Raw genomic sequence first — 23461 nt, 5'->3', positions numbered from 1 at the left:
TTAATCCTCCTCCTTTTTGAACATTCCACTAAATTTCAACTGCGTTAAATTGATAACCATAGCAATGACTAACAGAACGATACCAACTGCAGCTGCGTAACCCAGCTTATTCTGCTCAATCCCTTGTCTATACAGGTATCCAACAATGGTTAAGCCAATATTTTGGGGTGATTTGTTACCGTTGAACATCATCAGGCTCTCAGTAAACATTGCTAAACCTGCATAAACACTAATTGTGGTAACATATACCGTGGTCGGCTTCAATAATGGCATTGTGATCGTTCTAAACTTCTGCCAAGCAGATGCACCGTCAATTGAAGCAGCCTCATAATATTCATTGTCAATGCTTTTCAAACCCGATAGATAGTAAAGCATATTAACGCCTGTCCATCTCCAACATGCGAGGATTAACAGTGCTGCCATACTCCAATTTCCGTCTTTCAAAAATTTGATAGGCTCTACACCAAATAGACCTAGAAAACTGTTCATTAATGAACCTTCCATCTCACCGAATGTAAGGCGGAAAATGGTACCCGCAACTGCGACAGATGTCAATGCAGGGAGAAAGAAAGAAGATTTAAAAAACTCTCTTCCCATCATTAACTTACTGTTGATCATAACGGCGAATAACATGGGAAAAGGAATCAACAGCACTAAGGTTCCTAACATGTACACAATGCTATTTTTAATAGATGTCAAAAACACTTTATCAGTAAGTAATTTCGAATAATTTGCTTCACCAATCCATTTAGGATCCTGTCCCAGCATCCTATCTTGAAAGCTCATTACGAATGAATTTACAAGCGGAAAAAACCAGAATATCAAAAATATGAGTATAAATGGCAATACAAAAACATAAGGTGCAACTTTTTGAGAGTATACAAATTTCTTTATCATATTCTCAATCTCCCTTGACTATGGTTAAACCTGCCGACCTCTGTACCTGCCGACAGGTTTAATCAAATCATTTACTTATTATATTTATTTCAATTCTTGTTCAATTGCTGCTTGTGCTTCATCCAACGCTTCCTTCACGTCTTGGCCATCTTCAAAGATAGCATTCAAAGTAACCGTATTGAATATATTGCCGATGGTTGGTGAAGCTTTAACGGACTTAATCGCTCTAATTTCGTCTTTGATTTCATTCAAAGTATCAAATGCATTTGTTTTAAAGTATTGGACGTATTCATTTTCAGGGTTTTTCGTAACTGCATCATCTTTCCATACTTCCATGTTGATTGGGTCAAATCCAAGTGTATTCCAGATTTCTGTAGTAGCTTCTTTCGAAAGCTTAGCAAAGGCTACAAATTCTTTTGCCAACTGAACGTCTTTACCATTCTTAGTAACAACTGTGCCAGTACCGCCTAAGCCAACGGAACGAGGATTACCTTCTTCGAATACAGGCAATGGAGCTATTGCATACTTACCTTTAAGGTCTTTCATTTCGTTTACAAAGCGGGACATGTACCACTCAGGCATCAATGCACTTGCGTAGTTGCCTTTGTTATATTCACCTTTTGCTTCTTCTGTGTCGGGTTGTCCGCCAGGGATCGTATGAATAACATTGTTCTTCTGCAGATCGACTAACATTTCATACGCTTTAATCATTTCAGGCGAGTTCACTTTTGGATTACCATTTTCATCTGTAAAATCGGCATTTTGCTGAGCTAGTAGCAGCGATGCTTGCCACGAAGCTGATGTATCAGCAGTACCTAAGTACTTGCCAGTCTTTTCGTAAACCTTGATACCTGCTTGTTTGTAATCTTCCCACGTTTTGATTGTCTTGTAGTCAACACCTGCTTGTTCGAGAATTTCAGTGTTGTAGAAAGCAAGCGTAGCACCTACGTGATAATCAAAGCCATAAACCTGATCAGCTTTGGAGTAAATCTCGACACGTGAAGGAACAACAACGTTTTTGTATGGTGCAAATACATCATTCAAAGATTCCAGGGGAACGTTGTCACCTTCCAAGAATTTAGGGAATTGACCAAGCTCAATATCCGCGATATCAGGAGCACCTTTTCCGCTTGTAACTGCCAATAAGAGCTTGTTGTGCATATCATCGTAAGGCATAACCGTTACATTTAACTTAATCTGCTTGTTTGGGTTCTGTTGGTTCCATAACCCCAGCATTTTATCCAAATGCTTGCCGTGCAAATCTGCGAATGTCCAAAATGATAATTCTGTTGCATTCTCACCGGCATTAGCGCCTAATTGCTGTGTTTCCGTTTTTGAACCAGAAGGATTACCACATGCAGTAAAAACAAGTGACATAATAAGGAGTGTAACGATGGAGATTAAAGCACTACGTTTTTTCATTTGTTCGTCATCCTCTCTTTTTTTGTTATGCATTTGAAAAGTCGGCTGACTGGTTAGTTCTGTTAATTTAAGCGGTTACAATCCATCTTGGCACCACCATCCTTAACATAATTTTAACCTTTCAAAGAAAAGACCCCTTCGCAACAATTTCTCAGATTCCATATTGTAAGCGCTTTACAAGCCGTATTATAATATATATGAAATAAGCTTTATATAACCAATTGATTATAAAATCATAAAGTTTATGGGGAGATGCTACTCTTTGAAAAAGCTGGCGCTCTACAAACAAATTCGAGAAAATATTATACAGAAAATTAAATCAGGGCAGCTTCGGCCAACGGACCGCATTCCTTCTGAACAAGAACTAATGGACGAATTCAGAGTAAGTAAAATAACCGTCAGGAACGCCCTAACCCTACTAGCTGACGAAGGATTAATTATACGCGTACAAGGCAAAGGCTCATTCGTCTCTTCTAGTCTTGTTGTTTCTAGCATCAATTTCTCGCCATCCCCAAGCAGCGCTTGCTCCATGCCGCTCATCGGCTTCATCATTCCGACGATGAGAACCCGTGTCATTCAGAAGCTCGTTGACTACACGGAACACTTCCTACAAGAAGCCTGCCTCAGCATGGTACTAAGCATCACGCGCGAGTCCTCCTCTATCGAATCAAACGTCATTCGTACACTAACGGAGCTCGGTGTGAAGGGGTTGATCGTTTTTCCAACAGAAGATGAGAAGTATAACGAATCATTACTGCGTCTGTCGCTCGATAAATTCCCGTGTGTGTTCATCGACCGCTATCTGCGCAACATTGAGACGTACACCATTACATCCGACAATTACGGCGGTGCGTATAAAGCTGTATCCCATTTGTTATCCAAGAGTCATCAGCAGATTGCGCTCATCTCACCTGAAAATGCCAATACAGCCGTCGAGGATCGCACGCTCGGCTTTGAGCAGGCGTACACAGATCAAGGCATCTCGATTGACAAGAGCTTGTGGTGTCACATCCCTCTCGACATTCTACGCAGCGAGCAAGCATTGGACTATGTAAGCAACTTCTTGCAGAACCACAGTGAAATTTCGGCAGCCTTTTCCTTGACTGAAGAAACAGCACGCCTTACATCCGCCGCGATCAGTCTTCTGAACGTTCACTCAAATATCGACTTGCTATCTTTTGATAATCCACATCTTTCAGGCGTAGCTTATGTGCAGCAGGATGAACAGGAAATGGCACGAACAGCCGTAAAGCTGTTACGTGAACAAATGGATGATATCTATTCTCCTAAGAACGCCGTTATTCCCGTGCAACTCATCTTCCCTTGACACGACAAACGTTGCAGCCTACACAATGATCTTGTCTTCAGCTTGGGACAAGACTTGGTTCCTAAAAACAAAAAAAGGCACCTCTGTGGAGAGATACCTTTACCTATATTATCCGCAAGACATGTTTCTGGCTGAGCAACGGATAAACATTGAATAATGCTGCAGATTTCAAACACCATAAATAAATTTAGTTGTCATTGTATACAGCCTCCCTTTTTCGCAGTACCACTACGATATCTGTCTGAGGTACAAATAAATTATAATTCGTTACATGCACTTGTCTCGTTTCGGTTACTGATTCTATCTTTAATTCAGGAGGAAGACAGCGCTCTATGTGAGTAATTAATGTTTCTTTGGTAAATCTCCAAATTACACCATCAATCGAAGAGTTCGCCATATAACCACCGTCCGTTACAGAACCTGAAAGAGACTTGAGAACAACCGGGTCCGCAATAATGATAGATCCACCGTCACGTAACAGTCTGCAGCTCTCTATGAAGGCTTTTTTGTGATAGCGAATGTGATGAAAGCTTCTTGCAAACAAAATCATATCGCAACTATGATCAGGTAAAGAAGTCGGTTTATCAATGAAAGCATGGATATAAGAATTAAACCTTCCCCACTTCTTTCCAAGTTTTAGAGCATTTATATTCGGATCCATGTTGAGAAAACGAACATCCTTCTGCTTGCGAAGATACTTGTTCAATAAACCTGTACCACAGCCCACCTGAAGAACATCGCCCTTTAAAGGGGGTAAAACTTTATAAACATTACGAGGAATAGGAAAATTTTGAACGTACATGGCCAATTCGTAGAAAAGCGGATAACGCTCTTGCAATCGAACCAATTTACTGGTGTAGAAAGGATTCCGCTTTTTGTGACGTTTAAAGTCCCATTTGTTCAAATAGTAGATAGGGGTTAACAGCAAGAACAGAATAATAAAGACACTTTGGACGCTATAAATTCCAAGTTTACTAAAACGATCATTGGAATTATGAGACATCATTTGTTTAGAAGTATTCAAAATGATCACTCCCCTCTCACAACGCTATAAATGGTGTAGAACCTCTTTAACATGATAAACGAATCCAATATATGGTTGAATGCGCCGAAAAATACAGACATACTATCCGTAAGCAATGCTTCCTTCCAAATGACTTAAGAAGCGAAGGGAATCTGATCATGCACAATTCAATCGTATTTAGAGAAGAGTATTTTTTGACTCCTTCACCCCCGTCCATTTGAAGCTGACAAAAGAAGAGCCGTTTACGATGATACATCACATGTGTTTCAACCACTGGATTTGAAAGAACAGGTTCCGTTATATATTATGAACTGTCTGTATAAGCCGTTTTTGGAGAAATCATTTTTTCGTGGAGGCCTCAATTGGACAATGTTTGTCGAGCGGCGTAACGAATTTCGCAACGTATTTTAACAAATGTTACATCAACAGGAGGCTGATGCTACGCCTTATTTAGCTGCTGCTCAATATCAATCATAGTCGTCTTGGTTTGGAATGGTACAATGTTCTTGTCCCTCATCTGAGCATCGAAAAAGCCGCCCACAGGCGACCTTTTGAGCAAGAATACGATTTTCAATTTGAAGTATGATCATCAGGACGATGGATCATATAGGTATGCAACATGTTCTTCGATCCAATCAATTTGCCTGAATCCATAGCCGGCCATCGTTTGCTGCACATCCAGCACCTCTAATTCCGGTGCCTACCAAGGCGTTTTTTTCGTTTCCATCGGTCGTCCCCTCTTTCTGCAAAAACTGGAACCAAGATGCGAGCACCCTTACATTACTTGTGCGATACAAACTTTTTTAAGATACGATATGTATCTTTGTAAAAATTATAAGACACAATATGTATCTAAGTAAACAACTATTTCATCCCTTTCTATGGGTTAAGTATTTCCCTGTAGCGCTACTGACCCAAGTTAAAGCCCACTCTCCTCTAGATAGCTTTTTTATTTTGATACTCATCTAATCGTTAATCGGACTATTTTCTTGTCCCTCGACAGGAAAAGAAGTTCCCTACTAAAACTCGTCGACACGCGCTTCACGCACTCAACTGGATAAAGCCATTAGGATATATGTGTGTCAACAAAATTCTAATTAAACATAAAGCCTTCTCTCCGAAGGAAAGAAGGCTTTATGTTTATTAAGATAAATTTATTAATTCAATCAGTATACTGCTGAAGTATTCTTTGTTCAGCAGAGATTTTCTCCAAGTTTGAGTGAAACAACTGATCCTCCTCCTATCAAAAAAGCAGCCCCGTCAGGAGCTGCCTCATGTATTATGCCTTATATTGTAATCTTATCTGTTTCCGCTAACCAGCTAACTTACTCCGCACCCGGATAAGGATTGATCTTCTGGATCGTTCCGTCTTCGTTGTATTTCAGCTCGGAATATTTAACGCAGCGCTTGTGGTTGACGCCTTCCGACAGGGAGCTGTCGTGATAGAACAGATACCACTTGTCTTCAACTTGCACTATGGAGTGATGGGTTGTCCAGCCGATAACCGGAGAGAGAATCTCGCCCTTGAACGTGAATGGTCCCATCGGGTTCTTGCCGATCGCATATACGAGCTTATGCGTGGTTCCTGTAGAGTAGGACAGGTAGTAATAGCCGTTATATTTATGCACCCATGGGCCTTCAAAATATCTCCGTTCCTCATCCCCAGCCAGAATCGGATTCCCGTCTTCATCGACAATCGATATCTCGGCAGGCTTGCCTTGGAAGGACAGCATGTCGTCGCTAAGCAGTGCAACTTGCGGTCCAAGCGCCGGCTGGTCAGGAGCAGGTCCTTCTGCATCTGGCACGAAGCTGCCGGTCTGCCATTTCTCCAACTGGCCACCCCAGAGTCCGCCGAAATAGATGTATGACTGATTGTCGTCATCCACCAGTACGGCCGGATCGATACTGAAGCTGCCTTCCATATAATTCGGTTGCGGCATGAATGGGCCTGCCGGAGACTCTGATGTTGCCACACCCAGACGGAAGATGTCGTCATGATCCCGTGCCGGGAAAAACAGGTAATAGGTATTGTTCTTATAAGCGGCATCCGGTGCCCAGAGCTGCTTGGAGGCCCACGGAATATCTCTCAGATGCAACGCTTCGCCGTGATCAACCACCGGGGAATCGAAGTTGTTCATCGAGAGGACATGATAGTCTTCCATTTTATACTGGTCGCCGTTATCGTTGCTCGGCTCGTCATGATCGAGGTCATGGGAAGGATAGATGTAGATTTTGCCCTCGTAGACATGGGCGGACGGGTCAGCAGTGAAGATGTGGGTTACGAGCGGTTGGTGGGGCTTAGGTAGTTGTTGTTGATTCATAAGGCATCTCCTTTGGTATTGGAATAATAAAATACTTCATGTACGGGATTACGGTAATTCATTGATTGCACCCTCAGAATTAAAAGCAAGCGTTTACAACCTCTAATGTTATTGTATAAGCCCTGCTTATTCTTTCCTAGTACACATAATAAAGATCTTCCCCCGAAAAAATGTACAATTCCCGCCCATCTCATAATTCTTATATTCTACAATGAAGTGATGTTTTTTGCGTTGTCTTGTCATCGGTACAATTTCTTGTCTTTGGCTCGGGACAAGAAATTGTACCGAAAAACAAAAAAGCCGCTAAATTAGCGGCTTCTTCATCTCTTTCAAGCGTTTCTTAGCACAAAATATATGCCTAGTTCTCAAGCTCATCTACTTGGTTACAACTGTATGTTATGACCTGCTGAAATCATCACCAATGTTAAAACAGAATGGTATCGGGGGTAACCCCCTCAGGATACTCTTCTTCCCATACGTTTTTCTCTACATAGGCCTGGTACCACATCTCTGCAATTACATCCGGATCATTAATTGCGCCGGTACCTGACTCCTTGATCAATAAACCTAATGAGCGGTGGCCCACAAAAATCCCTTGAGCAGACAATGAAGTATGAAGATTAGCAACATAATTGCGTAACCCTGCAAGAGCAATACCGATATTCCCCATCATGGACACAGGGTACATGGCGGATAATCCTGAGGTAAAGAGCAAGGCTCCCTCTTTCCTAGCGAGCATATCAGGGAGAACAGCATTGACGACATGGATGGCACTAACCACATTCGCCTCAAATGCATCCCTGGCGTTCTCCGCCGTTAACTCCAATACAGAAGTGGGAGGATAATTGCCTGCTGTTGGACTGAATTCCAACACATCAATCTGACCATACTTTTCTTTCATGTTGGTCATAGCCTGTTCAATCTGTTCCTTGTTAAAAATATCTGCTACGAAATAAGATGCCTCGATACCATCCGCTTTCAGTTCCTCCACCATATCTTGCAGTTTTGCAGCATTTCTTGCAACTAATGCCACTTGGAAGCCGCGCTTGCCAAAGCTCTTCGCAATAGATAATCCTAATCCCTTACCTGCACCAACAATCGCCAGTGTTTTCATTTATGATTCTCCTTTTATGAATGAGTTAGTGAGTTCAATTGACAGTTGTAATTGTAAAACGTACAATTAAAAGACTCAATGGTCGATATAATTCAATGTGTTAAATAAACATCACTTTTGATAAATCTGACTATTATTTATGGAGGGGAAGCACGAATTGGGTAAAGATAAAGTGGATCTGCGCATTCTCAAAACGCGGAAAGCCATTAAAGAAGCGTTTCTGAGATTAGTACAAACCAAAGGCTATGAACGAATTACTGTGCAGGACATTGCCAAAGAAGCGATGATAAATCGCAACACATTTTATTTGCACTATGTAGATAAACCTCAATTCATGGAGAAGTTATTTCAGGAAAACGTGGAGAGTTTAAATGCTTGCTTAAGCCTGGAAGTGAGTTCAATTCATGAGATGGATAAAGATATGTTTGCGACCATGTTAAAAACGATTTTCGACGATATTGAAGCCAATATGATATTCTTTAAGACAATGATCACTCAAAATATTTATCCAAACTTCTCCGTTTACTTGAAAGAGGCTTTTAAAACGATCATTTTTTCGGGAATCGGCGATCATCGCCACGATGAGAAGATAAAAATTGGCATCGAATACATGATATCTGGATTGGTAGGAGTAATTTGTCTCTGGATAGTTGAACCGGAGAACTACAGGGTAGATAACTTTATCGAGCAACTGAGTGAAATTCACTATTCTAACATGGTTGACTTGCTGAAGGATACTTGATAATAAACTAGTATGATCTGAACAGAAAGGCTATTCTTGCCGAATCTGATCTGGCTCGACTCCCTGCTTAGATCTGTCAGAACTAGGCAGGCATAGAATAATGTTTGCAGTCAGATACGAAGATAACGGTACTGTCCTAACTCCGGCGTTCTCAACGCTTCCAAGTACCATGAGCCTGTCATGAATCCACATGACAAAAGCTACGTGGCTATAATGCGAGTCCGATATACTTTGAATCAACTTGCTTAATGGGTAATTTCCACCACTACAAAGCAGAATATCCCCCGTTAAGTATAAATCCTCATACATCTTCATATTTGGACACGAACATTTGAATTACTACCTCTGCCAAGAAGCCACAATTTGTGTTCCTAAGCATGAGCGTGAGATACCAAGAGCAATCTACGAAACCGACATCGACGAGTTCGTAAGCACATATACGCGTCCCGATGGTTGGCGCAGATTGATTGGTCTTTACCGGAAAAACGTTATTTCTAATAAAAAAATCGTTATTCACGCGAATTCTTAAATTCATGTGCTTTTTTCTTGCCACATGATCTTCATCATGATGCTATTTAGATAGATACCTAATCCGAAATGACACAATGTTCTTGTCCTTAAAACAAAAAAAGCCGCTGTAATAGCGACTTTAATGGAACAATGTTCTTGTCCCTCGACAATTTCGTTCTGTTTTTGTTTTTATAAGTTCCCCTTTCTTGCTTTTTTTAGCGATGTCACTCTTCGATCGAATTCATAATAACTTTAAGCCTTGCGAAGCATTTGTCTCTCGCTTAGATGTGAAAGCATATCCTTCGTCATGGCCTTCAGGTCGTAGCGTGCATGAAATCCCCATTCTGTTTTAGCTGCCGTTGCATCAATGGAATGCGGCCAGCTATCGGCAATCGCCTGTCTCTTCGGATCAACGTCATAATCGAGGATAAAGCCGGGAAGCTCATCCCGAATCGCTGCAGCGATCGCCTCTGGATCCACGCTCATTGCGGTGACATTAAATGAATTTCGGTGCATCAACCGGGAAGAATCCGCTTCCATCAAATCGATGATAGCGTTCAGGGCATCCGGCATATACATCATGTCCATGTTTGAGTCCTTGGCGATATAAGATGTATACCGGCCAGCCGTCACGGCTGCGTAATAAATTTCCACTGCGTAATCCGTCGTTCCTCCGCCGGGAGGCGTCATATAAGATATCAAACCCGGGAATCGCAGTCCCCTAGTATCCAGGCCGTATTTGTGAAAATAATAATCACAAAGCAGTTCGCCGGACACTTTGTTCACGCCGTACATCGTATTGGGCCTCTGGATCGTATCCTGAGGGGTATTGTCTTTCGGAGTCAAAGGACCAAAAGATCCAATGGAGCTTGGAGTGAAAAATTGGCAGCCGAGCTCCCTGGATATTTCAAGTGCATTCATCAATCCACCCATATTCAAATTCCAGGCAAGCAGCGGTTTCTCCTCTGCGGTAGCCGACAGCAGTGCAGCCAAATGGATGAAGGTATCAACTTCGTACCGCTTGGCGATTTCGAACATCGCCTTATCATTCGTAACGTCCAGCAGCTCGAATGGCCCGGATCGGGTAATTTCGTGGGCTGATGACCTGAGATCCGTAGCAATGACGTGATCCGTACCATAAATTTCACGTAATTTAACAACTAACTCAGAACCGATTTGGCCCAGTGCTCCGGTCACCAAAATCTTGTTCATAAGACATTCCTCCCGAAATGTACTCCCGCGAATGTAGCTAAATCAGCTTCATTTCCTTGCCAACTTTCTCATAAACGGAGATCACCTGGTCGAGCATCTCCTTGGTATGGGCAGCTGTCGGCATGTTGCGTATTCTTCCGGTTCCTTTCGGAACCGTCGGAAACAGGATTGCCTTGGCGTATACGCCTTCTTCATAAAGCCGTTTGCTGAACTGTTGGGTGGTTACTTCATCACCAATGATACACGGTGTGATCGGCGTTTCGCTTTGGCCTACATCATATCCAAGCCGGCTCAAGCCATTTTTCAAATCATCGCCGTTCTCCCACAGCTTCTCGATCAGCTCTTTGTCATTCATCAAAATGTCGACAGAAGCGCTACAAGAAGCGATTGCAGCCGGAGGTAGCGATGTCGAGAACAGAAACGGACGGCTTCTCAGCTTCAACCATTCGATCAGTTGTTTTTTACCCGCCACATAACCGCCGACAACGCCAATCGCCTTGGAAAGAGTACCAATTTGAAAGTCAATGCGGTCGGACAATCCAAAATGCTTCACGGTTCCCGCACCTGCTCCGAGAACGCCCGAACCGTGGGCATCATCCACATAAGTAATCAGATCGAATTCTTCTGCTATTTTCACGATTTCAGGCAGCTTTGCTATATCACCATCCATGGAGAAAACCCCGTCGGTGATGACCATAATTTTATGGTACTGACCGGATTCCTTGGCATCTTTCGCCTGCTGTCTTAAATCATTCATATCCGAATGCTTAAAGCGAATCACCTTGGCTCTCGACAGGCGGCAGCCATCAATAATCGAAGCGTGGTTCAGCTCATCTGATAAAATCGCATCATGCTGGTCCATTACCGCGGATATAGCAGCCATATTGCAGTTAAATCCCGATTGATACACGATAACGGCTTCCGTTTTTTTGAAACGGGCCAGTTTTTCTTCAAGCTCAATATGAAGATCCATCGTACCATTAATTGTTCTCACAGCCCCTGCGCCTGCACCGTATGTCTGCGACGCCTTAACTGAAGCATCAATCAGGCGGTGATCTGTTGCCAGTCCCAAATAGTTATTGGAAGACAAATTGATTAAGGACTTTCCGTCGATACGAATAACAGGACCATTTGCACCCTGCAGCGTATCGATGACGTTATATAGACCTTTAGTCTTTAGATCTTCGATGTTCGAACTTAAAAATTGGTCCAATGCTTGACTTGACATTCCATTCCCTCCTCGATATACGTATGTCCTCGTACAGGAGACACATAATTCTCCGGGAAAAACCTGTTATAAAAAGGGTTATATTGATTTTAATGTATCATCTTTTTATTTTTTTGTACACATGTGGCGGACAAAAAATAAAAAAATCCGCAAAAAAACATAGCGATTTCTTCCCCATTCTCGGAAGCAATCGCTACTAAATCTTTGCTATACTTTTTGTTACATTCTATACTAATTCATCATGTATTAAACTATTATTATGCAATGAGAAACTCTATTTCAACCTGTGAGGTGATTTGATGAACAAGATTTTAGCGATCTCGATTTTGGGAATGGGTTTAACAGGTGCTGTTTTAATCATCTCAATTGCTCTGTTGTTTAACCCCCCAATAGGAAGTGTGTTGAAGATGGTTACTGTTGCTTCAACATTATCTTTTATTATATTTGCTGTTTCGGCTTTGATATTTCGTCGGCGATTAGATGATGAAAATAGAGAATAGTATATTTATACTTCCTCGATTTAGGACGAATGCTTCGCAGTTGCAATCCTAACAATGTTTCTGCTTATCTTCAGAAAATAATGAAACATGTATTCCCCCCTACAAGCACCCATGCCAGAAAATAGAATCTTCTGTTTTAAAATATATAGAGGCAGCGGTTTTCTATACCTTGTTTTTCCATAACAGTCCAATATAGTTATACATCTCCCCATCTTCTTGCCAACGGGCTTATATAATGGGCATAAACCGTTCTTCAAATAGTTGAAGTATACCGTACCGTTCTTCCTGTTCGATCCGTTGTTTCTCTGTGTAGAGCGTTTGAATGGTTCTACAAAGTCACTTCTACTAAGCTTACAGCATGTAAGATACTCAGCATCACCAAAATTATCGATCGGACTGTGAAAAATAAAAACGTCACTTTGCCGGGCAACACCCACTGTTTTCCCTTTATATCCAGGTACGTGATCGCTGACCTGCACTTGGGGCGTCCTAGACTACGGAGGAGCCCTTTTTCGTGATTTGAATACTCATACGTAAACATGAACAAAAAAGGATCGTTAGCATTTTTGCAACGATCCCTGTTGTCAGTCCGCTAGTTGAAATCAGCAGATGATCAATTTGATGCCTTATTAAGTTTGATTAAGCTAACGTTTCCCGTTAGTTAATCTCGACAATAGATCGCTTTCTTTATAACAATCTCTCTTAAGATTTTAGATTCTATAGGATAGCTAGGGAATTAATCTTTAGCTTACTCGAATAACTCTCTGAGCATCCTATCCTTGTTATTCACAAACTCTTTCATAATCATATAATGGTCGGTTTCTTCCAATACTTGGACTTCGATACCATCCGGCTTTAGATTGTAAATAATCGAATCTGGATATGCCATAAGGATTGGGGAATGGGTCGCAATTATAAATTGAGAGTTTTGCAAAACAAGTTCATGGATTCGTGTCAGCATCGCCATTTGGCGAAGGGGAGACAATGCAGCCTCAGGCTCATCGAGTATATATAATCCATTCTCCCCGAACCGATGAATGAAAGTGGAAAAGAACGACTCTCCGTGCGATTGCTCATGCAAGGACTTACCACCGTAGGAATCTTTAATAGGGCGAATAGGGCGACCGAATGAAGGCTGGCTATCCAACTCATCGATCGTCGTGGCTAAATTATAATAACTCTCTGCCCGGAAGAAGAAGCCATCCCTCGGGCGTCGCGGACCTCTGATCAATTGTATATATTCATATAAACTCGAGTGAGTAGCCTGGGTTGAGAAGGAAAAGTTGATCGTCCCACCCTCCGGGTTAAATCCCCATGCGACAGCAATGGACTCCATCAGTGTTGATTTGCCCATTCCATTTTCACCTACGATATAGGTTACCTTGGGGTGGAAATCAAGAGTATTTAGGTTTCGAATGACCGCCAAATCAAAGGGGTAACGATTATAGGTGGGTACTTGTTGCCTCTTAAGCTGAATTTGTCGTAAATAGGGATGCTGTATTTTAATATAGTTCACTCCCTTTTAAGCCTTTGATCGTTATGCTTACCTTTATTGGGAAACGCTGACTCATGTTAGTCTCACCCTTTATTTTACTCCATCAAACAAATAATACCATATACCGAAAATAACCTGTCCGTAAATCAATATCCGGTAAACATTCACCTCTCTCCACTGCTTTGATTTAACCCTTAAATTTTTCTCGCATAAAACATCCACAGTGCAAAAAATACGATTAAAACAAATAATAAGCAAGTTAGTAAGGTGTAGAATATCAAGGAATTAAAGAAACCGGCGACCACGGAGGCAATGCCCAGACCAATGAGAATGATTGCTGTGCTGAGTGTGCCGGCACTCTGGAGTATCATTACACTCCGCTCGTCGTTCTCCTCAATATACTGCTTCTTCAGCTCGGCTTCATTTTTACTGGCTTTTATATACCTGACTAGGAAAAAAGCGATGGCCACTTCAACCCCGATAAAAGCGCCTGTGTGAAATCCCTTTATAAAACTAGGTAAATCGGGTAGTCCACCTCGGTAAAATATAAGTCCTACATAGATCAATAGGGTAGCAGCGGCTACCAGTGACAGTACGTTTTTGCGAGTTTTTACTTTAATCTTGTATTTGTCCATTTACATTTCCTCCACTTTGCTGAAATCAAAAACATCTTCAATGGCGAGTCCGAAAAAATTGGCAATTTTGTAAGCAAGAATAAGGGAGGCCGTATATTTTCCCCTTTCAAGAGAGGTGATGGTTTGCCGGGTAACACCAACAATTCGTCCCAGCTCTTCCTGTGACAGCTTATGCTGCTTACGTAGTTCTGCAATTCTTGTCTTCAAGTGATCACGTCCTTGCAATGTTTACTTTGCATTTTTAGCATAGTTCACTTTGCATTATGTGTCAAGTTCACTTTGCATTATTACTTACATCTGAATGCAAAACAAGCCAAGCCCCTCTTTGTAAAAGGAGGGCTTGGCTCGGTTGATTTTGTTTATATAAGATGCCAGAAGAGTGTACTTTAACAGAGCAAATGGTTGAAGCGCTTGGTGTTACCCCTATAGAAACGTATGTAGGCCGTGACTTAATGTTTGTATTGGAAAGTGAAAAAGCGGTTCAAACCGCTACACCTGATGCTCTGGAACCATAGATGGTATACTCGTACACTATTTATTCGGGTCTCGGTGCCACTTATCATCTCCCATTATTCTATCAACAATATGATGGGCTTCCCAAACAGCCGCAATCTCTAATCCTTTGCATTCTTCGCTATTAGAAGGTCTAATCTCTCCCATATGATAAATCAAATATTCTCCTGATATCTTATCAATGATACAGGCAGGTGGGGGCCAAGCCTCATCTTCATCTGGGAATGGACGATTCTTAATGACCGGCCAATCGCCTGATTTCAATACATCATCATATACACCCACGATAAATTGGTATTCTTCTTCTTGAGGTATCTCTTCTATAGAGTCACTTATAAGATTATAGATTGCAATGCTGGCATCTTTAAGCCTTCTCCCAAAGGCAAACTTACCGTTAGGCAAAGGGATAGCGTAGATATCACCCAATTGTATTCGTTTACGTCTCGTATTTTTCACGGTTTTCCAAACTCCTTCGTTGAGGTTTTAAGTTAGTATTTTTCAAGTTCTGTCTTTAAATCCTCAATTAGTATATCGACTTCTAATACAGCAGAATCAGCATTATTTAAGAATATTGAAGGTTTAAAACCCTCTTTTTTTAAATTGGGTAGAAAATCGTCTATGAACTCGTACAAATCCATACTTTTACTTGAGTAAATTTCCCAACCATCAGTTGCACAGTATTCCGCGAATTCTTTTTTAGGCCAAAATGGAAGTAATTTATTACCTCTATCATCTTCAGTAACTGACCAACCATTCTCATAAAGCCCCCACACTTCTTCTGAATCCACTACTTTTTTGATGAAGTATTCATAACGAATATTTGCAGGGAGATTGATGACTGATTCAAATTCTTTCTGATTCATATTTCCTCCTAATGATGTTGTCCTTCGACAAGAGTTGCAGCCGATGAACTACAGTATCAAGTCTAAAATTAAACGACCGATTCCCAGGTAAAAATATTGGGAATCGGTCGTAAGCCAATTATAGAGTATGAGATTTCAGGATCTCCGGTTTGCCCAGCATCTGTTCCATCTGATCTTCATTCGCTCTATCCGAAATCGCAAATTACTGTTCTTTATAGACGCGCACATAATCCACTTGCATCGTCGCCGGGATATCGGAGGCGTTTGGAGTACGGCCGCCGTCAAAGTTTCCGCCGACTGCCAAATTCATAATGAGGTAGAACGGCTCATCAAAAGGTGCATTCGGATTATTCGGTGCAGCTGCGGAATACCACTGCTCGTTAGTGACTTTATAGTAAAACTTGCCGTCTACATACCATTTAATGTTGTCCTCTTCCCAGACTACCGAGTATACATGATAATCATTGGCAAAAGTTTGCCCCGCCGGGAAGTGATAATCGCCGCCCGAATACTGGTTCCCGGGCCATTGTCCACCAAAGTGTATGGTACCGCTTACTGATCCAGGCAGACGGCCTCTCGCTTCCATAACATCAATTTCACCTGATGCAGCCCAAGTGCCATATACCGAATCTTGTGGAAGCATCCACAGTGCTGGCCATACACCATCACCTGTAGGAAGCTTGGCACGAAAATCTACTCTGCCGTACTTCAAGGACAGTTTATCCTTGGTGTTAATCTTTCCTGAAGAATACTGTGCATACCGATTTGGGTCTTGTGGGAAAGATTTGCTGTCGTTCATGGCTTTGATATTCAGCTTCCCGTCCTGTACATAAACATTTTGAGTGCTGTTTGTGTAGTGCTGCAGTTCTGCATTTCCCCATCCCCAAGTACCGGGATCGTTATTGAGATAATATCCTGTTTCATAGTTCCATTTACTTGTATCCAGCGTAGTTCCGTTGAACTCATCCTGCCAAATGAGGTTCATGCCCGCGATTGCCGGGTCGGTTGGCGTTCCGATTGAGATATCCTCTTGATCGGATACATCAGGACGCGGGGCATTTGGATTGCCGATGAAGGTATAGTTGACGAAGTTGTTGCCAATATTTCCACCCGTCTGTCCATTCAGCGGATATCCAATACGGATCTGCATATTTTCCTGGATTGGCTGGAACCAAAGACCATAGACATAATCGGCCCAGTAACCCCACTGGTTGGCATCGGACATATTGTTATACCCATTACCGGAGTATACAAATTTGCTCTGGCTGGAGTTACTCAAATCAACCCATTGCCCATTCATGTTAATTTGGTATACAAAATTGCCCAGTTCCTTGGCGATTGGCGCCCCCCCATCAATTTTGGGAAGCGGAACCCCAATGGAACCATTCGCATCTGCTGTGAAGGTTGTTCCTTCGTATGGCGTAATGACATATGAATTTCTTGTAGGTTCATTAAACGTAATGGTATAAACAAGATTAGCCGAAGAAGTCTTTGATTCTAATTTGACATTGATCGACTCCGTTACGTTAAACCAGTACCCACCGCCGCCATCCGTGAATTGGCCAAAATTTTGATCGTAGATCCAGCCGCTGGCTGCGTTATTGTCAATATCAATCCAGCTGCTGCTGTTTACAGGTTTGACATACACCTTCAAATCATCCGCAACAGCTTCATAAGTGACCGCAGGATTATTGTTGAACGTTGGATATGTAAAGCCTGCACCGCCTGTGAAACTTGCTGTGATTTGTGGACCTTGTGTCGGATTCATCGCTGTGATGGTTGTTTTGTTGATGTTTTGGAATACAAGTTGATACTCCAGCTTAACACCATTCGCTTTGGAGTACAGTTGGATCTCCGTTGTTGCGGAGAGGGTGAACCAATAACCATTGAAGCCGCCATCGCTCCAGTGCCCCCAGTTTTGGTTATAGATATAACCGCCTGCCTGGTCGATATCAACCCAGTTGTTGCCCACTTTTACATTAACGCCTACATCACTGTAAACATCATTCCATGTCGCGGAGCCTCCATTGAACTTAGGCATAACAAATCCGTAGCTGGCCTTGCCAACCCCCGATTTTGAAATAACAGGCCCGTCTACTGGTGAGAAGTACTCCATTGAGGTTACGGTAGTTCCCGCTGCCTGAACCTTTGAAGGTGGCAGTATGCCAATACTAGCCAGCATCACAACCACAAGGAACATACCGAGTACCTTTTTCATAAACCGTTTCGCCGCAAAGTGAGATGGTTTCATGATAGTCCTCCTTTAATAAAATATTAGCTTCTCCCAATCCATGCGCATTAAGGAAATCGCTTACATGAAGGGGTATCTTTATTCTATCGAATAGATTAATTCGCTGAAAAGGTACAATTGTTTTTGTGGTATCCCATTTTTTTGGCTTTTGATTCAATCTGCCTTCTGCCGCATCATCTGTCGGTACTCTGTGGGTTGGATCTGCATCACAAGTCGGAACGCGCGTGTAAAGCTTTTATAGCTTTCATAGCCAACCATAGCAGCCACCTCCACAATTTTATGATCGGTTTCGGCGAGAAGCCGCCGCGCTTTATCCAGACGCACATCTCGTAGGTATTCAGCAAAACCTTTACCAATATTCTTCTTAAACAGATTTGAAAAATAAGCATAATTAAGCGATACATGATTGGATACCATCGCGAGGTCCAGCGGTTTGTGGTAACTCTCGTGTATAAAACGAATGGCTTCATTTAGATCCTGCGAATGGCGATAGCTGCACTTATAGTCATAATATAACTGATTCAACCGAAGCAGCTGCTGTTGCAGTGCTTGTATATACTCACGCATCCCTTGATAATCAAAGAGATTACGCAATGATTCAAGGTCCAGCACTTCTTCCCCCATATAAGGGTGGATAACTCGTTCGTATTCCTCCATCATCTGAACGGTGGCGGCGCAGAGCTGTTGGGTATAGCGAATAGGATAGCGTTGCAGCACCTTTTTGTGAAATATTGCAGAAATACCCTGAGTAATTGTTCCGCTGTTATCTGTTCCAATCGACTGGAACAGTTCATATAAGTCTTCATAGGGAAGTTGCCACTGCTGTTCCATATGCTCAATATGTGCTGGGAAGATACTGTACTGATCAGGAAACAGATAACTGTGGCGATAGAGCTCAAGCACTTGGGTATAGCTGTCGGGTAGTTCTTTTAACCCCTGAATCGGGTTAGTCATGGCCGTTATGGCATTGATCTTTCCTTCCTTGAGCGCTGCAGGCAAAACACTTGAATCTATGGACGCATCCACCGCAAGGATCAGGTAGGGGCGATGTTGCAGGCAAATACAACCTTGTCTACCAAACACACGATAAGCAATGACTTCCATGCTATGGGCGCTGCTGGCTCCGGGCTGGTTAATGTAAACTTCTTCCCGCAGCAGGGCTAGACGATAATTACGCCATAACGCATCATTTTGTTCCTCAATCTGAAGGATCCATGCGTCATCACTTAACGCACCTTGCATAAACATTCTTAATTCTTTACGATCGGTCTCTTGGGCGAGGCGGGATACACGCTGCATATTATGCGTAAGTGCCTGCCGTGTCTGGATCTCTTGCCATACATGCTCCAGGGAATGTTGCAGATCCTCTCGCTTCAAAGGTTTGAGCAAGTAACCCTTTGCACCAAGCCCGATCGCTTTTTGGGCATATGTAAAATCACTATAACCGCTGATAATGAGGTATTCCACATCCATGTATTCCTCTGTGGTTTGAGCCATGAGCGTCAACCCATCCATATCGGGCATCCTAATATCGGTAATAACGATGTGAATGCAATGCTGCCGCAATAGGCACAGCGCCTCAATCCCACTCGCGGCACAGTATATGTTGTTCAGCTCCAGAGGAAATTGATGCAGCATGGCCTGCAGGCCGTCACGAATGTGTTTTTGATCGTCCACAATCAGGATATTAATCATGCTCTACCACCCTCCAAGATTTACATTTTCCCAAGGCAAGCGTATCGTTACGCAGGTATATGCACCTTGCACACTATCAATCCAAAGACCGCAATTCTTGCCATAATGAAGCTGCAATCGCTTATTCACGTTTTCCAAACCAAGTCCGCTCCTGCTTGTAACCATCGGTGTATCCGATTCGCTCCTCAGTAATGCCTGAAGACGGTGTAACATCTCAGGCTCTAACCCCTTTCCGTCATCTCTTATGTTAATGAAAAGCAGACCGTCATTCTCCACAGAAAAGGTAATCTCTATAGTTACCCTGCCGCCTGAAGGTGCCCCGTGATGAACTACATTTTCAACGATAGGCTGCATACACATCTTGGGAATGGCGTAGCGAAGTATCTCCTGAGGAAGATCCGCCGTCATAACGATACTGCCGCCCTCCATAAAGTTGATAAATTCAATATAATTTTGGATATTGGCAAGCTCCTCACGAAAAGCAACAGTATCGCTGCGCCACTGCATGCTGTAACGTAGCTGGGAGCCCAACGACACCAATGAATTGGCTATAGCAGGCTGCCTCTGTACCTCTGCCACCATACGGATCGATTCCAGGGCGTTATATAAAAAATGAGAATTAATCTGCGAATGCAGGGAATGCAACTGTGCGTTTTTGGCAATTAACTGTTTATCCACGACCTGTGTCATTAGACGTTTGACCTCATGTAACATTTTATTGTAATTCACCGCCACCTCATCGATTTCATCCCCTCTTTCGTTCTCATCAAGGCCTGTATCAATCATTGAATCCAGCTCGCCTTTCCGTACCTGACGCATGGATACCAGTACGCTGTCCAACCGCCGGAAAATACGCCGCGTCGTTTGGGATACGAGTAGCATAATCAGCAGCAATACACATAATGTAATCGTTACCACAAATGCATACCAACTGCGCGGCCCCTTCATCAATGCCTGATGGGAAGCAATCTCGACCACATAAGTGTTCAACGGAGCGATGTATCGATACAATGCATAGAAGCTCTGACCACCCACCTTAACCAGAAGTGGGTTTTCCTGCGGCACTATATCCAGCTGGTGATAAATACTGCCAAGGATCTCCTCCATCCCCTGCCCGTACTTCTCAGAAAACTCATGCTGGGGATTGTAAACATACTGGGGAGGATCACTTGCGTTCATCAATACCGAAAAGAAGTCCCCCTTGCTCTCCTGGAGCAGGTCGCTGAAAAACATGCTGTGCGGGACTCGCACTTCCATAATACTAGGGCGCTTTTGTTCCTGCCCTTGAAGGCGAACCAGACGATAGTAGGATAAAGTGTGTTCACCATCCCTAAAAGAAAATAAACGGTAAGCCGCACCACCTTCGTCCCGTAGCTTTATCCAATAATCCTGCGGCCAAAATTTCTTATAATGATAGATTTCAGGCCAGATTTCATACAAGTTTGGGTTATCAACGTAAAAGCTAAGCTCACTGATCATCGCATTGCTTTGAATGATATTAAGCATTTGCTCAAACTGGTTCTGCTTAAACTTCACCAGACGCAGTCCATCCACAAGCATATTGGAATGAATAAAATCCACAAATGACTTTTGAGTAAGGGCTGTATTAGAAGCGTTCTCAATCATGTCCATTCTTCTGCGCAATTGTTCATTCAGCCATGAAACGTGGCTGTTGCCCGTTGCCATAGCATCCTTATATAGCTGGGTTTCTTGCATGCGGATATACACAAAGGATATCAAAATAACAGGTATGGCAATCATCAGGCTAAATGCCAGAAACAGCTTTTGGGATATACGGGCATTGCGATATAGCTTCCTCAATCTCGTTAGTAGGTATTTCATTCTAATGTATTCACCACCTTTGTTATACCATATATTACTAGTTAGCTGATAATTAACAATGTAGTAGGAATGGTTATCTGGCTATCTTGGCTTTCCGCAGTTCCAGTTCAGCTTGGCGATATTCCATCACCTGGTTAAAGCCGTAGTTCACACGACGTATCAGAAAATTCTCAAAAATTTTGTCAAAGGCAGCTTCATCCTTCGCTGTAATCAGTTCTGGCAGTACTTCTTCCCAATTCTGAGAAATACGTGACCAGGCTAACGCGATATCGGAATCCCCTATAGGATCTAGTCCCTTATAGATGCCGCTGTCCAGGTCGGCCTGTTGGTTGGCGAACTCCTCCATTTGCTTAATGGATGGGGCATTCTCTGGTCTCCACTTGTTAACGAAAGCAGGGTTTCGCAGCATCCAGTAGGTATCCATAATGCCATATTCCTTTTCCAGCCGCTCCCTATCCGTGTCATGCAACTGAACCATTGCCGCTGTCAACTGCGGTTTGCCGTTCTTCATCTCCCAGGTTTCACCTTCTTTGCCCAAAAATAAATCCTTTTGGCCTTCTTCGCTGGCCAGATAGGTCAAAAATCGAATGGCCCGTTCAGGGTTTTCCGTGGATCTGCTAATCATCGTAACCATCCAGCCATCCATGCTGCCGGGAAACAGTTTGGCGGATTCCCCCCTGCTGCTCCGGGGTCCATCTACAGCGATATAGTATGAACTCTGATTCGTAAGGACTTCCAATTTCGAATTGAGGTCCGATATGTCTGTCCATTCCCGAATCATCATAAAATATTGGGCATGGTTGGTTTTTTCCTGCACCTGCGCACTGGAGTCGACCAGAAAATCAACATTAATCAGGCCCTGCTCGTAAGCGGTACGAAATGTTTTCAGCCACTCCATATAATCGGGATCTGTCATTCGGTCGTATACTTTACCGTTCTGTTCATGGGGGATCGCAAGCAGATTTTGCAAATATTCGGTCAACCCATAGGATGCATTCCCCTGTGCCCAAAACGGACTGATCAGCTGACCTTTATAAACAGAATATTGATTCTTCAGCAGTTGCAATGCATTTAAAAAACCTTTTGGTGTGGTAAGGTCCGGTTTGTCCATCGACTCATACAGATCTTTACGTACGAGAAAGGTTTGGTTCGCTCCCGTCAAGCCGGTTGAACGCATCTGTTCGGGACTGTACGCATCATTGGGAATGATATAGGTATGGCCGTCTTCCTGCCGATACCATTGTAGAGCACCATCACCTGCTACCTTGTAAAAGTAAGGATCATACTGGTCGGCTAGCTCATCCAGGGCATAGACGAGATTACTCTCCCGAAGTTTGTTAACCGCACTCTCCCAGGAGCCGATGGTTATCAGATCCGGCAGACTACCGGTCGTCAACATTCGTGATAACATCTCGCTTGGTTCACCAGTTGATACTTCAAATTCGATATTGACCCCTGTTTTTTGGGTGACATATTTGGAAGTCAGGCTCTCACCCCAAGTATGCCCGTACCATTCGGCTCCAACGAACCACGTTAGATTCACGGGGGTGGTATCCAGCTTCCATGACGGTTCTTCCAGATTCAGATTAAGGCTCTGTATCTGCTCCGTGAAGTCAGCCTTTGTCGAAGCACCCTTATCTTCCGATTGCTCTGACTCAGAACAAGCAGACAAGCCTGACATCAGACTCATCATCAACAAGGCTAAAATAAAAGGACTTCGAAACATAAACACCTGAGCGCCTCCTTTCTATACTGGCCATCTCCATCCCCATCTGCACCAGCATTCATACTAGTGGTGGTACAACCGATTTTACTACCCTTGGATTAAAATGGAAATGGTTTAGTGGACGATTCGCAGATGATCCGCAAC

Annotated in this window: 19 protein-coding genes and 1 pseudogene; 3 read left to right on the top strand and 17 right to left on the bottom strand. The window is 42.9% G+C overall.

The genetic code is table 11. From position 1 onward, the window contains the following. Both MHH25_RS16635 and MHH25_RS16630 read right to left on the bottom strand, forming a co-directional pair. On the bottom strand, window positions 1-897 hold the full coding sequence (locus tag MHH25_RS16635; RefSeq protein ID WP_105408707.1) for a sugar ABC transporter permease: 897 nt from the start codon (window positions 895-897) through the stop codon (window positions 1-3). 84 nt (window positions 898-981) lie between these two features. Next, a complete protein-coding gene (locus MHH25_RS16630) occupies window positions 982-2319 on the bottom strand; it encodes an extracellular solute-binding protein (RefSeq protein ID WP_340017566.1) in 1338 nt (445 codons plus the stop codon). Window positions 2320-2581: 262 nt separating this feature from the next. Between MHH25_RS16630 and MHH25_RS16625 the strand changes: the two genes are divergently transcribed. Continuing rightward, on the top strand, window positions 2582-3646 hold the full coding sequence (locus MHH25_RS16625; protein ID WP_340017565.1) for a GntR family transcriptional regulator: 1065 nt from the start codon (window positions 2582-2584) through the stop codon (window positions 3644-3646). A gap of 187 nt (window positions 3647-3833) precedes the next feature. Here the strand turns inward: MHH25_RS16625 and MHH25_RS16620 are convergent, their stop codons facing one another. From MHH25_RS16620 to MHH25_RS16605, 4 genes and pseudogenes are all read right to left on the bottom strand, one after another. Then, on the bottom strand, window positions 3834-4670 hold the full coding sequence (locus MHH25_RS16620; protein ID WP_340017564.1) for a class I SAM-dependent methyltransferase: 837 nt from the start codon (window positions 4668-4670) through the stop codon (window positions 3834-3836). Between the two features lie 589 nt (window positions 4671-5259). Beyond that, window positions 5260-5361, bottom strand: a pseudogene (locus tag MHH25_RS16615) (paeninodin family lasso peptide); the annotation flags it as partial. Between the two features lie 634 nt (window positions 5362-5995). After that, the gene (locus MHH25_RS16610; RefSeq protein ID WP_340017563.1) at window positions 5996-6991 is read right to left on the bottom strand and encodes a glycoside hydrolase family 43 protein; all 996 of its coding nucleotides are present in this window, start codon (window positions 6989-6991) and stop codon (window positions 5996-5998) included. Between the two features lie 424 nt (window positions 6992-7415). Further along, window positions 7416-8105 carry an SDR family NAD(P)-dependent oxidoreductase gene (locus MHH25_RS16605; protein WP_036673652.1) on the bottom strand — a complete coding sequence of 230 codons (690 nt, stop codon included), beginning with the start codon at window positions 8103-8105 and terminating at the stop codon, window positions 7416-7418. Between the two features lie 157 nt (window positions 8106-8262). On the opposite strand from MHH25_RS16605, the gene MHH25_RS16600 reads away from it, so the two are divergent. Then, the gene (locus MHH25_RS16600; protein ID WP_051447337.1) at window positions 8263-8847 is read left to right on the top strand and encodes a TetR/AcrR family transcriptional regulator; all 585 of its coding nucleotides are present in this window, start codon (window positions 8263-8265) and stop codon (window positions 8845-8847) included. Window positions 8848-9609: 762 nt separating this feature from the next. Here MHH25_RS16600 and MHH25_RS16595 read toward each other — a convergent pair. Continuing rightward, window positions 9610-10569, bottom strand: coding sequence for an L-threonine 3-dehydrogenase (locus tag MHH25_RS16595; protein WP_340017562.1), 960 nt, complete (start codon window positions 10567-10569; stop codon window positions 9610-9612). A gap of 37 nt (window positions 10570-10606) precedes the next feature. Then, window positions 10607-11797, bottom strand: a complete 1191-nt coding sequence (locus tag MHH25_RS16590; protein ID WP_340017561.1) for a glycine C-acetyltransferase — start codon at window positions 11795-11797, stop codon at window positions 10607-10609. A 299-nt stretch (window positions 11798-12096) separates the two neighbouring features. Between MHH25_RS16590 and MHH25_RS16585 the strand changes: the two genes are divergently transcribed. Continuing rightward, window positions 12097-12297: a hypothetical protein gene (locus MHH25_RS16585; protein WP_340017560.1), complete on the top strand. Its 201-nt coding sequence runs from the start codon at window positions 12097-12099 to the stop codon at window positions 12295-12297. A 748-nt stretch (window positions 12298-13045) separates the two neighbouring features. Here the strand turns inward: MHH25_RS16585 and MHH25_RS16580 are convergent. From MHH25_RS16580 to MHH25_RS16540, 9 genes are all read right to left on the bottom strand, one after another. Further along, a complete protein-coding gene (locus tag MHH25_RS16580) occupies window positions 13046-13804 on the bottom strand; it encodes an AAA family ATPase (RefSeq protein WP_340020517.1) in 759 nt (252 codons plus the stop codon). Window positions 13805-13986: 182 nt separating this feature from the next. Next, window positions 13987-14427 carry a hypothetical protein gene (locus MHH25_RS16575; protein ID WP_340017559.1) on the bottom strand — a complete coding sequence of 147 codons (441 nt, stop codon included), beginning with the start codon at window positions 14425-14427 and terminating at the stop codon, window positions 13987-13989. Further along, window positions 14428-14634, bottom strand: coding sequence for a helix-turn-helix transcriptional regulator (locus MHH25_RS16570; RefSeq protein WP_340017558.1), 207 nt, complete (start codon window positions 14632-14634; stop codon window positions 14428-14430). A 324-nt stretch (window positions 14635-14958) separates the two neighbouring features. Then, window positions 14959-15396 carry an Imm26 family immunity protein gene (locus MHH25_RS16565; protein WP_340017557.1) on the bottom strand — a complete coding sequence of 146 codons (438 nt, stop codon included), beginning with the start codon at window positions 15394-15396 and terminating at the stop codon, window positions 14959-14961. Window positions 15397-15428: 32 nt separating this feature from the next. Beyond that, window positions 15429-15803: a DUF2750 domain-containing protein gene (locus tag MHH25_RS16560; RefSeq protein WP_340017556.1), complete on the bottom strand. Its 375-nt coding sequence runs from the start codon at window positions 15801-15803 to the stop codon at window positions 15429-15431. A 202-nt stretch (window positions 15804-16005) separates the two neighbouring features. Beyond that, on the bottom strand, window positions 16006-18054 hold the full coding sequence (locus MHH25_RS16555; RefSeq protein ID WP_340017555.1) for a glycoside hydrolase family 16 protein: 2049 nt from the start codon (window positions 18052-18054) through the stop codon (window positions 16006-16008). A gap of 153 nt (window positions 18055-18207) precedes the next feature. After that, window positions 18208-19749, bottom strand: coding sequence for a response regulator (locus MHH25_RS16550; protein ID WP_036613907.1), 1542 nt, complete (start codon window positions 19747-19749; stop codon window positions 18208-18210). 3 nt (window positions 19750-19752) lie between these two features. Then, window positions 19753-21591, bottom strand: coding sequence for a histidine kinase (locus MHH25_RS16545; protein ID WP_036613909.1), 1839 nt, complete (start codon window positions 21589-21591; stop codon window positions 19753-19755). A gap of 73 nt (window positions 21592-21664) precedes the next feature. Next, window positions 21665-23317 carry an extracellular solute-binding protein gene (locus MHH25_RS16540; protein ID WP_036614016.1) on the bottom strand — a complete coding sequence of 551 codons (1653 nt, stop codon included), beginning with the start codon at window positions 23315-23317 and terminating at the stop codon, window positions 21665-21667. Between the last annotated feature and the right edge of the window lie 144 nt (window positions 23318-23461).

The sequence above is a fragment of the Paenibacillus sp. FSL H3-0457 genome (assembly GCF_037981725.1).
GTDB classification, from domain to species: Bacteria; Bacillota; Bacilli; order Paenibacillales; family Paenibacillaceae; genus Paenibacillus; species Paenibacillus amylolyticus.
Note: the sequence above shows the minus strand (reverse complement) of the source record. Positions and strands in the feature narration are given on the sequence as shown.